The sequence below is a fragment of the Streptomyces sp. WZ-12 genome (assembly GCF_028898845.1).
Lineage (GTDB): Bacteria > Actinomycetota > Actinomycetes > Streptomycetales > Streptomycetaceae > Streptomyces.
Genome location: NZ_CP118574.1, coordinates 2,326,770 through 2,339,381 on the forward strand (window position 1 = coordinate 2,326,770; position 12,612 = coordinate 2,339,381).

The window sequence follows — 12,612 nt, forward strand, 5'->3', positions numbered from 1 at the left end:
GCTCCGGGCAGAAGCCCCGTCGGGATCGTCCCCGACGGGGCTTCGTCATGTCACCGGCTATCACACGCCTATCACCAACTGGGCGGACCCTCGCACCGCAGAAGGCTCTGACCTGCTGTTTCATGCCCTCGATGGAATGACTGGACGCCCAGAGACGGCCGTTACAACCTTCGGCCGCGATGGCCCATCGCTGCCGCGCCGTTGATCTGGGCCGTTTCCACTGGAAACGGTGCCGGCGTGCCGTCACCTTGGGCTTCTCTCCCCCGGTTCGGCGACCACAGTCGATACGCGCCCGCACCACCGGTGTGAGCTCCTCTTGGACTTCGCAGCCACCTCGCCGGCTCGTTCAGTGCGGGCTCGGCACAGGGCAGCGGTCCCGGCTAGCGCTGTCTGACGGTTCTCAGCGCTAACGGCGCCGGCCCATTCTCCTCGCAGGGCCGGTCCCTTGACACCGCGGCGCCTTTTTGGCCTTTTCGGCCCTCGGTCATAGTCGGCGCCATGGACTATGACGTAGTGGTGGCCGGAGGTGGCCCGGTCGGACTGATGCTGGCCTGCGAGCTCCGCCTCGGAGGCGCACGGGTGGCCGTTCTGGAGCGCCTCACCGAAGTGAACTCGACGATCAAGGGCGGGGCGATCACCACGCCCAGCGCCGAAGCGCTCTACCGCCGAGGCATGCTGCCCGCGCTGGCCAAGGTGCACCAGCAGGCAATAGACCGCTTCCAGGCATTCATACGCGAACGGAACGGCGGGGGCGCAGGCGGGGCCGCGGGCCAAGGGTTGGGGGTTGTCGGGCACTTCGCCGGCATCATGCTGCGCGCCGACTTGGTCGACCGTACGGAGCCGGGGCTCGGTGACGCCGGACCCGCCGGCGAGATCACTTTCGTGGCGCAGCAGGACATTGAGCGGCTGCTCGGCGGGCGGGCGGACGAGATCGGCGTCGACGTGCGTCGGGGAGTGGAGCTGACGGGCTTCGACGTGGACGACGGTGCCGTCACCGTGCGGACCAGCCACGGGGCGATACGCGCCGGTTGGCTTGTGGGCTGTGACGGCGGCCGCAGCGCGGTCCGCAAGCTCGCGGGGTTCGATTTTCCCGGTACGGACCCGGAGATCACCTGTCACCAGGCGGTCGTGGAGATGACCGGCGCCGAGGACCTGAAGGTCGGCTGGACCGCCACGGACAGCGGGGTATACGCCCACGGGCCGATGCCGGGCCGCATCGTCACCGTGGAGTTCGACGGCCCGCCGGCCGACCGGGACTCGCCGGTCACCCCCGAGGACCTCCAGGCGCGGCTGCGTCACGTATCCGGCGTGGACGTCACGATCACCGGGGTGCGGACCGCGACCCGCTTCACCGACCACGCCCGCCAGGTCACCGAGTACCGCAAGGGCCGGGTGCTGCTGGCGGGCGACGCGGCGCACGTGCACTCCGCGTTCGGCGGCCAGGGGCTGAGCCTGGGTATCGGGGACGCGATGAACCTCGGCTGGAAGCTCGCCGCGGTGGTCGCTGGCCGGGCGCCGGAAGGGCTGCTGGACACGTACACCTCCGAGCGGCACCCGGTCGGCGCGTGGGTCCTAAACTGGACTCGGTCCCAGGTCGCGGCCATGCGCCCGGACCCCCAGTCCCGGGCCCTGCGCGAGATCGTCAGCGACCTGGCGGAGACGGTCGCGGGCACCACGTACCTCACCGCGCGGGGCAACGGTGGCGGGGTGCGGTACGAGCTGCCGGGCGAGCACCCGCTGACCGGCCGCAGCACCCCGGACCTCGAACTCACCGACGGCGGCCGCCTCGCGGACTACCTGCACGGCGGCCGGGCGCTCCTGCTCGACCTCACCGACAACCCGGAACTTCGGGCCCTCGCTGCGGGGTATGCCGGCCGCGTCGACATCCTGACGGCCGGCTGCTCGTCCCGCCCGGAACTGGCGGCGGTCCTCGTCCGTCCGGACGGCTTCACGGCCTGGGCAGCCGACGCCGGGCCGCAGGCGCTGACGCCGGCGGCCGGGCTGGCGGAGGCGCTGGAGGAGTGGTTCGGAGTGCCAGAAGGTGCAGTGGCGCCGGGCTGATCCGCCGCTCTGCTGACTGACTCGAACGATCTGATTCCACCCACGGCCCGCCGCACCCGGGCGGTGTGGCGGCCGCCCGCACCCCAGTCCGACGAGTTGACCGACGGTTCGCACGCACCCGGTCAGGGCCCACCAGCCGCACGGCCTCGCCTTCTGACCGACGGGACAACGCCCACTGCGGCACGCCCGGGCACGGGCCGGCTCGGCGCCGGAGATCCCTCACGTGGAGGCGTAACGGTGGGCGCGTGTCGGTCCGCAGGCCGCCGGCGGCTTCGCGGTGGGGCCAGGCTGACGCCAGCGGGTCAGAAGGCGCTAGTGTCGAGGCCGAACGGCTCCGGAAGCCGGATCGTGGTGCCGTAGGGGTGGGGCCCGTCGACGCGGGTGTAGTCCAGGCGGCCGGGCTCGACGAACAGCGTGACCGATCGCTCCTGACGGTCCACCAGCAGGTACAGCGGAGCCCCGTACTCGGCGTAGCGCTTGCGTTTGACGACGCGGTCGGTGTCGCCGTTGGACTCGGAGGTGACCTCGACGACGAGGAGGGTGTCGGCGGGCAGCAGGGCGCCGGCACCCTTGGCCGCGGCCGCGGGGACGACGGCGAGGTCGGGGATATACCAGTTCGCCGAACCCGGCAGGTCGAGGTCGCCGGAGCCGATGACGCAGCCGAGTTCGCGGGCGCGGCCGCGGATCTGCTCTCGGAGGGCGTCGGCGACGGCTTCGTGATCCCAGCTGGGCGGCACGGTCTCTATGACCCCTTCGATGATTTCGGCGCGGTCGTCCTTGAGGTGCTGGATGGCGTACTTCAGGGCCCGTTCGGGGTCGATGCCCTGGGCGTAGTCGGCGGGGACTTCACTCACTGGGCCGTCCTTCAGCTGCGGCGGCGCGTGCTCTCAACGTAGCGCCCCGGCTGGCCGCGGGGGCGACGTGCTGCTGTTGCTGGTGTTGGTGCGTGACAGGGCCGGGGCCGGGTCGTTGAGCAGGTCGGTATCCATCCCGTCGGGCCCCGAGAGTGCTGTCTCTGGGCCCGAAGTGCGTCTGCGGGCCGTGGGGAGCCGACGCATGATTCCGCAGTCGTCGCCCACGGCCAGCCTTACCCAGTGGCCTGGGGTGTGGCCATCAAGGTGAGCCTGGACATGTGGTGCAGGCGCCGGTAGTAGTCGAGACCCTCTGCGTCGGTGATCTGCGGCAGGGCCTCTTCCAAGGCGGTCAGGCACTCACCCAGAATCCCGAGCCTCCAGGCGTCGAGCTCTCCGCCGTTGTTCACCCAGGTGGACACGCACCCCGCGAGGTCCGCGTCCAGCAGGACCATGTCCTGACCAGCAAGTTCCACACCACGAAGCCGGGCAGGGAAAGGCGCCACCCAGAATTCCTGCCACAGGCGGGATATGACCTCGAAGTCACTGTCGTCGCTCATACCCTCATCCTCCGTCACGAACTGGTGGAGCTGGAGGGCCCCGGGCGCGACTGCCAACGACGAAGGTCCCCTCCGAGGGTTGATCTCGAGTTCTTCGGGTGTCCCGATGAAGGCCGGGCCGCAGCTGAGGGGGAGCCGTTCGACGATCATGGCAACTGCCTCCTTCGCGGTCGCTGCTGGACCGACCGACTCGTTGCGGAGAGGCCCAGAGACCCAGTAGCCACCGCCGCTGGCCGGCTGAACATAGGGGATGTCCCAGGTCCAGCGGGGCTCGGTACAACGGCTGAAGTGAAGTTCGCCCGTGCCGGTCCAGGGGAACAACTGCCGCAAGCGGGGCTCCTGGTAGGCAGCGTGGAACAGTTCGTCGTGGACTCGTCCGTCTTCACGAACGGCATGCCAGCGTGCTTCAACAATGTCTTGGCCCCGTGGCGCATCCATGGCGGCATTATGCGGGAGGTCGGGACTGCGAAGGCCTGCCCCTCTGGTCCGGCGGGCCAGTGCCTTCGGGCCGTCGATGGTCTTGCCAGGGCAGCTGTCGGGTCGACCCACGACGTCGTGCGATGTCGCTCTCGGGTCCGTCGTCGCGGCCTGTGTCCCGAGCTGGCCGGTGCGGGCAGGTATCCGTACAGGGCAGGGGCGTCGCACCGCCGGCGGTTCTGCGCGCGGGGCAGCTCCTCAAGGACCAGCTCCTGGTCCTCGTCGGTGTCCTCGAGCTTCGCCTCTGGCTCGGGAGCGATGGCGGCCCGGCAACACGACCGGTGCTGACGCAGCAACCGTGGCGTCGACGTGGGCCTCGGCCCGCGCGGCCGCGACGGCGGCCATGGTGGTCCATCGCTGCCGTGCCGTCGGTCTGGCACCGTTTCCACTGGAAACGGTGCCGGCTGCAGTTCCTGGCGGTCGGCGCGGTGCTGGTGCCCGAGGGTGCGAACTCACCTTCTATGCTGCGGCTGGGCCAGTCCGGCCGGGGCGATGTCGAAGGGCAACGGCTTCTCGATGCGGGTCACGGTGCCCGGCAGAGCGGTCGCCGTTTCGACGTACCGGCCGGCGTCCAGCTCGCAGGTGATCAGACGCGGGGCCGGGTCGAACTCCAGGCGCCAGTAGTGCGGGGTCGCGGCTTCTGCGTAGAGCAGGGGCTTGAGCTTGCGGTCCATGACGGTAGAGAGCACCGGCAAGTCGTCCCTGCGCGTGCGGGGGTAGTCCTCGGGACCGCGCAGTGGGACACGTCGCGGATGCCTTGTCGGCACCGTCAGGGCCGCCGGCCAGCCACGGCGGCCCGGAGCCCGCAGGCGTCTTGGCCGTGCCTATCCTTGTCGGCGCCGTCTCGGGCCGCCCATCAAGCTCACTGGGCCCGCACTCGGGTGAGTGCGGGCCCAGTGGTGCATGGGGTGCGAGTGTTACAACTGCTGGTCCCCTCGCCAGGTGATGCGCGTGATCGCTGCCAGACCACCGTTGGCCAGACCTCTGTAGGTCACCGTCCGGGCAGGGCCGACCTCGTGGGCGACGCGTCGTGCCAGCTCCGCGCCTTCGTGGAACAGCCGCTCCCACTCGGCGTCGTACTTGCCGTCCTCCCGGTCCCGCAAGTCCAGGTTCAGTGTGGTGTCGATGGTCTTCGCCCACGTGTACAGAGCGGCGACGAGATCGTCGGACAGGGTCAGCCCGGCGGAGGGATCGTCGGGAAGGAAGTCCCCGAATCCCTCCGAGCGCAGCGGACCGTAGCCGTACTCGCCCTCCACCGTGAGGTGGACCGGAGGCGGCGGTGTGTCGTGGCTGTCGCGAGCCCAGTGCAAGCGGTCACATTCCCAGCATGTCCACTTCGTCGTTCTGTGGTGCTCGTCCCAGTAGCGCACCGCCCACGACGGCCCGAGGTGTTTTGCCAGCCGCTGGGTGAGCGCCAGGCCCTGGCCGGCATGCTTGCACAGGTCCGGGCGGGAGGCACGGCCCTCCGGCGGGCGGGACAGCGACCAGGAGCGCAGCGCGTCGGCGAGATCCGCGGGAAGGAGCAGCCGGTCATCGTTCAGCGGAATGTTGCGGATGATGACGCCGAAGTCCTCGCGGGGTCCGGGCTCCGGCGTCTCGTACAGCGCGGACTGCTCACCGCGGGCCTGAACGAGCACGTAGCGCAGTTCTTCGAAGGTCATGCGGGGTTTGCTCCGATCACGAATCCGTTGCTGCTCACGTCAATGGCCACTCGCTGGCTCTTGCCGTTGAAGACGACCTCGTAGACTATTCTGGTGCGTCCTTGGGTGCCGACCCGCGTGCCCTCGGTCAGGGCCTTCTTCAGGAGGGCAGGGATGTCCTCCACCCGAACTCCCGCCTGTGCGAACTCCCCTGCGTGCCGGAACAGAGTATGTATCAGGCCCGAATTGACGTTGCCTTTCTCCAGCCAGGCAAGGGGAACGCCGGGTTTGGCGTACTCGATTATCCAGAGCGTGTCCGCCCTGCTGAAGCCCACTCCGGCGGCCTGGAGCCTTTCTAGCAACTTGGGGTCGAGGGGACCCCGGGCGATCTTTGCTCGCTCCGCCACACCGGCCGCGATACGGAACCCCATTCCCGCCGCACTCGTGGGGTCGCCGATCTGGGCGGCGCCCTTCTCTCCGTAGATCTTCTTCAGATCCGCGAGAACCTGTGCGGCATCCTCACCGGTCTTGATGGCCTGTTCGGCCCGTACGGCGAGCTTGGCCGCTTCGGCGAGTTTCACGGCCATCGAGGGTGGTACGAGCACCACGGCGGCCCAGGCGCAGCTGGACTTGTCACCGTGGTAGCACCGGATGGCGTCACCCAGCACGATCTCGTACAGGACGGCGCCGACCTTGTCGCCGAAGAGGTTTTGCCAGCCGAGCCGGGTGATGTCACCGAAGCTGAAGTGGTGGGTCCAGTTGTTCGTCTGGTTCTTGAGCGTCTCTGTGCCGAGGAACAACGTGTCCGGTTGCGGGCAGCCTGCCTCAGTGGCGGGGACGTCGGGATTGAGGCAGTAGTAGTAGCTGACCGTGACATCGAGGTGTAGCTCGTAGGTCACTGTGCAGCCCTGAGGCACGTAGTCGCACTGGTTGAGCTGCTTGGCCGGTCCGGCCTCTGTGACCTTGTCGACGACGTAGAAGACACGGCCGACGCCGGTTCCGGCGCCCGTCGAGACCTGCTTGTTCGCATCCTCGCGCTCGGCCTGATCGGCTGCTTGCTGCGCGGATTCCGCGTACGTCTGGGCCTCCTTGGCCACTTCTTCAGCTGCGGTGGCGTCCGCGTCCGCACGATTGGCCGCTTCACGGGCTTCATTGGCGGCCTGCTCCGCTGCGTCAGCGGCCTGACGGGCTGCCTCGGCGTCGAGGGCTGCTGCGTCGGCGGAGTCGCGGGCGTCCTGGGCGTAGCCTTCGGCTCTGCCGGCCGCCGCGTCGGCCGCTGCGGCGTCCTCGGTGGCCTGCCGGCTGTATTCGATCGTACGGGTCAGCGACTGCGCGGCTTTGGACGCGGCTTCCGCGGCGTCGGCAGAGTAGCCGAGTGCTTCGTTGGCGTAACCACGCGCTTCTGATGCGTAGTTGGCGGCGTTGGCGGCGCTTTGGTAGGCGGCCTTCGTGTCCGCGGCGGCCTTGTCGGCGAGGCTCTGGGCGAGTGCTGCTTCCTTCTTGGCGTTGTTGGCGTGTGCCTGGGCCACAGCGGCCTGTTGCTCGGCGATGGTCTTCGAGCCCTGGCCGGAGAGCACTACCAGGGGGGCCGCGGAGTCGGTAGTGATGTAGGGCGAGCCCAGTTGGATGGCGTCATTGGCCGGCTTGGCGACCTGCGCTGCCGCTTGACGGGCGTCGGCGGCAGCCTGGGCGGTGGCGTAAGCGAAGCCAGCAGCCTTTGCCGCCGCTGCCCGGGCTTTGATGGTCTCCTTCTGCGCCTCGTCAGCATGGGACTTAGCTTCCTTGGCGTGCTGCTCGGCCTCGTCGGCGTCCTTGACGGCAGCGTTGGCCTCCGCCGCGGCATGCTGGGATGCGGCGATGGCCTCCGCTGCGGCGCTGGTGGCGGTCCTTACCGCGGCGTCGGCCTTGAGCTTGTCGGCCTGGGCTGCGTCGGACGCGGCTCGGGCCCGGGTTGCGGCGGCTTCGGCGCGAGTGGCCGCCGCATCCGCGTCCGCTGCGGCCTGGGTAGCCGCGTTGGCTTCACTGCGTGCCGACTTCGCCGCTGACTCGGCGGTATCGGCCGCGTGATCCGCAGCGTCGGCTGCCGCGCGGGCGTCGGTGGCATCGTCGTCGGCCTCGTGCGCAGCGGCGTACGCGTCCTTGGCGTCTGCCTTTGCGCGTGCCGTGTCTGCCTTCTGTTCGGCGTCCCAGGCGTCGTCCCGCTTGGCCTTGGCGTTATCGCGGGCCGCCTCCGCACCTTGACGCTTTTGGGAGGCCGTGGTGGCCGCGGTCTCGGCCTTCTTCTTGGCTTCTTCCGCCGTGGACTGGTAGCTCTGAGCGTTGCGCTTGTGCTCGGCGGCCTCCGCCTTCTTGGCGTCAGCTGTTGCCTTCTGCGCCTTGGCCGTCTTCTCCTCAGCCTCTGCTGTCAGCCGCTTGGCGCGCGCATCGGCCGCCGCGGCCTTCGCATCGGCCTCGGCCTTGAGGGCGACTTGCAGCTTGCTTTCGGCAGTCTCCTTGTCCTTCTTCGCGTTGTCGCGATGCTGCTTCGCGGAAGCGGCGGAGGCTTTGGCCTGCTGCTCGGCGAACCGTGCCGCCTCTTTACGGAACTCCGCCTTCGACTGCGCAGCCTGCGCCAGCGCGCGCTGCGCGATCGTCGCGCTGTCGGAGGCCGAAGCGTGCGTGGCCGCTTCAGCCGTCTGCGCGGCAATCACCATCGCGTCCAGCGCGGCCGCGGTGCCATGGGTGACCTGAGCCTTTTGCTGGGCGACCAACAACCCGCGCCCACGTGGGGCTCCGTTGGTATCGGCGATGGTGTAGGCAGCCTGCTCAGCGGTGTCGCTGGTGGTGACGGCCCTCTTGGCCGCGGCTGCCTGCTGCTTGAGCAGGATCAGCTGAGACTTCGTCACCGACTGGGCATTCGCCAGGCTCTTCTTGGCCTTGTCGAACTGCGCCGCATCGGGCTTGGTGGGCTGACTGCTGCCGGCCCCGCCAGGGGACCAGTAGGACTGCCACCGGGCGACGTGGTCGGCCACCCAGGAGTTGCCCAGCATGTTGCCGAGGATCTTCGCCCCGGAAGCCAGCTCCTTGGTCGCGTTGGTGTTGGCGTCCAGGATCTGGTTGCGCTGCGTGGCCTGTGAGGAGATCTCCTGCTGCCACTCCTCAGCGGCGGTGCCCAGTTCATTGCCGAGGACCTTGTTGGGATCGATCGGGTCGCGCCACGTGCAGGCGGCGAAGCGGTTCTTGAGGCTCTCGACCGCGATGCGGAACTCGGCACTGTCCGGCTGGGGCGCCGACTTGGGGAAGCCTCCCGACTCCAGGAAGATACGGGCGTCGTCGGTGCCCGTCGGCTCCAACGGCTCGTGCACCAGGTGTTGGTACGCGTCGTGCTCGGCGAGGGCACGGTTCCACTCGTCGGTCGGCAGGTTCGGGTTCGGTGATTCGCCGTACAGCGGGCCGCCCTGGGCGGCCACCGCGTTCTTCGTCTCCTTGTCGGCGGAGGGGGTGGGGTCCTCGTAGAACTGGTCCTCTTCCTGCCAGAAGAGCCCGCTGTACCACTGCCCGAGGCCGGTCTGACCGTAGAAATCCTTCTTCCCATCGCCCGGGGAGCCAGGTGGCCAGTGGAAGTCGGAGTCCGTGAAACCGCCTGGCGTGTCCAGACCCTCCAGGGGCGTCTGCCACCCCTTGGCCAAGGCAGTGAGGGCCTGTATGGCCGTGTAGGCGGCGTCCCGGTCACTGCTAAAGGCTTGGCTGAGTGGGGTGTCTTGCCAGTACGCGCGGTTGGCCAGGACGTGCAGCTTGTCCGGCGGCTGGTTGAGGCCGTCCTGGGCCGTCGCGGCCATGGACGTTCCGCCCAGCCGCAGCACGTCGTTCATCAGGCACTGGTCTTGCCGCAGCTTCTCGGCCGCAGTGTCCTCGTACCAGTCGTAGGAGTTACTGACGTTGCCGATGCGGTCGCCCCGCTTCGGCGTCACGGCTCCCGGCTGGACTGCCAGCCCTGACATCAGAGCCAGCGCGGTGACGGGGGTCAGCACCGGGGCGAGGCGGTTAAGTCTTCGTTTTCTGCGTCTACTTGACGAAGCATCGGGAGGCAAATCGACTCCTTCTGTGTGCCGCCGTGCGGCGACGCGAGTGGGCATGGACCTGACATGAATTGCCTCATTTCGGTGCGTTAAGGGCGAATTGACGGTGAGGGAGGCCGGCGGGAGGCGGGCATCCGGCCACATCAACAGACTTGAACCTCACAGGCGCACCACAGGATGCACACACTAGGCACACAGCATGCACATATGACAAGATCTGTGAGGCGGCCAACCCGCACAGTGATCACCGCGACGCTCCACAAGTGACTGCCAGTCACATGAGCTGGTTGCGCGGCTCGCTCGCTATGAACTGGCGTATCCGGGCAGTCCCCACGCAATCTTCGGCAGCTCATCAGGGCCGACCATCACCTGCGAGTATCCCCAGTTCACGGGAGAGCCCATGCCTATCCTCGCCAATTACCAACCCAGCAGACTGCTTTCACAACTTGCCGTCACCTTCATAACCGCAGCCCTGATCGCCACCACAGGCAGCTCCGCGTCAGCGGACACCGCCCCCTCATCCAAGGCACCCGACCCCGCCCTGGTCACGAAGGCGGCCCGCGACGCAGCCCCGGTGCGCCCCCACTCGTCCCTGACATCCACCTCACAGGCCGCGGTCTTCGGCATGTTTGCCATCGACACCCAGGGCAACCTCTACTCCTACGCGCCCGACAACTCCCAGGTCCTCGCCCCCCGCGAACTCCTCGCCACCGACTACAAGGACGTACGCACAGCCAGCAGTGCCGACGACGACGGCGACGGCGTCGCCGACGACACCTGGATCTGGACGACTGACGGCGGAATGTCCAGTAGCTACGGGTACGTTGGAAGCGGCTGGAACATCTACGACACCATCCTCTCCCCAGGCAACCTCGGCGGCGCCCCCGGCTACGACGTGCTCGGCCGGGACTCAACCGGCGTCCTGTGGCTGTACTTGGGCTACGGCGACGGCACCGTCACCGCCCGCCGCAAGATCGGCGCCGGCTGGGACGCCTACACACAAATCGCCGGCAAAGGCGATCTCAACGGAGACAACTGGCCCGACATCGTCGCCCGCGACACCACCGGAGCCCTATGGCTCTACCAGGGCACCGGAAACCCCGATGCCCCCTTCGCGGCACGCACGAAGATCGGGAGCGGCTGGAACGCCTACGACGCTCTGGTCGCCACAGGCGACATGGACCTCGACGGCAAAGCCGACCTCATCGCCCGCCAACCCAACGGCGACCTCTACTTCTACAAGGGCACCGGAAACGCGGCAGCCCCCTACGAGCCGAAGCGCAACATCGGCTATGGCTACCAGACCTACCGCGTGATGTTCTCCTGACCAGCCAAACCTTCCGCCCTCGACCTGCACCCGGCCGACGACGGCCTCGAGCGGGTGGCGCTCGGAGAGGTATCAGTCCTGCTCGTCGCCGAGGGTCTCGGTGAGGCGGGCGGGGCGGGGCCGGCGCCTCACGACTCGACGAGTTCGATTTCGATGGCGAGCGCGCCGAGCGCTTCCTTCTCCGGGGGGTAGATGCTCCGGATGTTGGTGAGCTGCTGTTCACGGCTGGATGTGGGGTTGATGTTGGCTGGCCCCTCGCCGTCGAGCAGTGCCTTGAAGTCGGGGTACTCGGCGACTCGCGTCACGCGCACTTCGCATGTCTCCTCGGTGTCCTTGATTCGGAAGCGGATCAGGTGGCCAGCCGCGAGGTCTTGGAGGTGCGGGTACCGGACGCGCACCTCGATGCTCTTCCGGCCAGCTGCGACGAGATCGAAGTAGCGCCGGAACAGGTTCAGCTCGTGGACGCGGGTCGTGGTGTCGGTCATGGTGCGGAGATGCTCCTTGTCGCAGGCGGTCATGAGGCGGCCGAGTCCGCCGGCCGAGTACGAGCGGAAGAAGTGCCCCGGGTCGCTCAGCAGCACATCGGCCATGCGCAGCAGGCCCCGGCGTACTCGGGCAATGAGCCTGCCCACATGCGGGTGTCGAGCGTCCAGGGGGGGCGGCGCCATCCGGCAAGGGGGCGCGGCCGTCGCGGATCAGGGACTTGCTGAGCTTGGCGCCGGTGTCGGTGACGACCTGCCGGCAGAACAGGCGGGCGGGGAGCTGTCCGCTCGCTCCGAGCCCGGCGGCCTGCATGGCGCAGTCGACGAGCTGTGAGCCGAACACCCAGTCGCCGCCCTTGACCATGACGTGAAGCCGGTCCCGTTCCTCGGCGAGGAGGACTTCCTTGACGAGGTTTGTAAAGCGTCGCCAGGTCGAGGTACCCGCCACCGGAGGGGCGGACGGCGACCTCGTAGGGCCCGTGGTGGAGGCACACCGCCGGGTGGACGGACAACGTCGCACGCTCCTGCGGGACGTGTAGCGACTTCGGTCGGCACCGACAACCTGACGACGCACAACGTCGCGCCGATCGGTCCTGCCGGTCGCTGACGGAGGGCACGAACTCCTGGCCGCGGCGGCGCCCCAGCCTCAGTCAGGGGCGCTACGAAGAGCAGGGAGCCGCAGTCAGCTCGTCCGCAGGCGAGGGAAGAAACGCCGCCGCAGCCTGTCGCCGACTTCACCTACGACAATCACCGCCACAGCCACCCGCCGCTCGGCCTCCGACACCCCGGGCAGCGCAGCGTCGACGGCGGCCGCGACCACGCTGCGCTGCGCACGACGGTCGAGTTGCCGGCTCTCGCATCGCGGACAGTCCCGGCCCACGCCGAGCAGCACGCCGTCGTCGCACGGTGGCTCCGCGCAGTCCTGCCGGCGCGGCGGTGCCCGACCGATCAGCCAGCCGACCGGGTCCGCGATCGGACTGCCCAACCGCAGATGCTCACCCAGGCGCTGGCAGCTGCCGGACGGTCAGCGGCCGTGCTTGTCGGACGTGCATCGAGCGAGTTGCCCGCCGGCGCATCCTGGTCCTCTCCCCGGTCGACGTCAGCGAGCTCGACCACATCCTCCGTAAGGGGGCCAGAGGCTTGGCCGCCTCACGGG

9 protein-coding genes are annotated in these 12,612 nt (G+C 68.7%); 2 read left to right on the forward strand and 7 right to left on the reverse strand.

The window, feature by feature from the left end:
• Positions 1-498: 498 nt before the first annotated feature.
• On the forward strand, positions 499-2,061 hold the full coding sequence (locus tag PV796_RS09725; RefSeq protein WP_274912546.1) for an FAD-dependent oxidoreductase: 1,563 nt from the start codon (positions 499-501) through the stop codon (positions 2,059-2,061).
• 302 nt (positions 2,062-2,363) lie between these two features.
• Here PV796_RS09725 and PV796_RS09730 read toward each other — a convergent pair whose 3' ends face one another.
• The 5 genes from PV796_RS09730 to PV796_RS09750 form a co-directional block, all read right to left on the reverse strand.
• Entirely contained in the window at positions 2,364-2,915 is a 552-nt protein-coding gene (locus PV796_RS09730) for a Uma2 family endonuclease (RefSeq protein WP_274912547.1), read from the reverse strand.
• A 233-nt stretch (positions 2,916-3,148) separates the two neighbouring features.
• Entirely contained in the window at positions 3,149-3,910 is a 762-nt protein-coding gene (locus PV796_RS09735; protein WP_274912548.1) for a DUF6193 family natural product biosynthesis protein, read from the reverse strand.
• Positions 3,911-4,401: 491 nt separating this feature from the next.
• Entirely contained in the window at positions 4,402-4,638 is a 237-nt protein-coding gene (locus tag PV796_RS09740) for a hypothetical protein (RefSeq protein ID WP_274912549.1), read from the reverse strand.
• 228 nt (positions 4,639-4,866) lie between these two features.
• Positions 4,867-5,610: a hypothetical protein gene (locus PV796_RS09745; RefSeq protein ID WP_274912550.1), complete on the reverse strand. Its 744-nt coding sequence runs from the start codon at positions 5,608-5,610 to the stop codon at positions 4,867-4,869.
• Positions 5,607-9,599 carry a virulence factor gene (locus tag PV796_RS09750; protein WP_446750582.1) on the reverse strand — a complete coding sequence of 1,331 codons (3,993 nt, stop codon included), beginning with the start codon at positions 9,597-9,599 and terminating at the stop codon, positions 5,607-5,609. The genes PV796_RS09745 and PV796_RS09750 overlap by 4 nt, the downstream gene beginning before the upstream one ends.
• A 448-nt stretch (positions 9,600-10,047) precedes the next feature.
• On the opposite strand from PV796_RS09750, the gene PV796_RS09755 reads away from it, so the two are divergent.
• Entirely contained in the window at positions 10,048-10,974 is a 927-nt protein-coding gene (locus PV796_RS09755) for an FG-GAP repeat domain-containing protein (protein WP_274912551.1), read from the forward strand.
• A 128-nt stretch (positions 10,975-11,102) separates the two neighbouring features.
• Here the strand turns inward: PV796_RS09755 and PV796_RS09760 are convergent, their stop codons facing one another.
• Positions 11,103-11,459, reverse strand: coding sequence for an ASCH domain-containing protein (locus tag PV796_RS09760; protein ID WP_274912552.1), 357 nt, complete (start codon positions 11,457-11,459; stop codon positions 11,103-11,105).
• 679 nt (positions 11,460-12,138) lie between these two features.
• Positions 12,139-12,441, reverse strand: a complete 303-nt coding sequence (locus tag PV796_RS09770) for a hypothetical protein (RefSeq protein WP_274912553.1) — start codon at positions 12,439-12,441, stop codon at positions 12,139-12,141.
• Between the last annotated feature and the right edge of the window lie 171 nt (positions 12,442-12,612).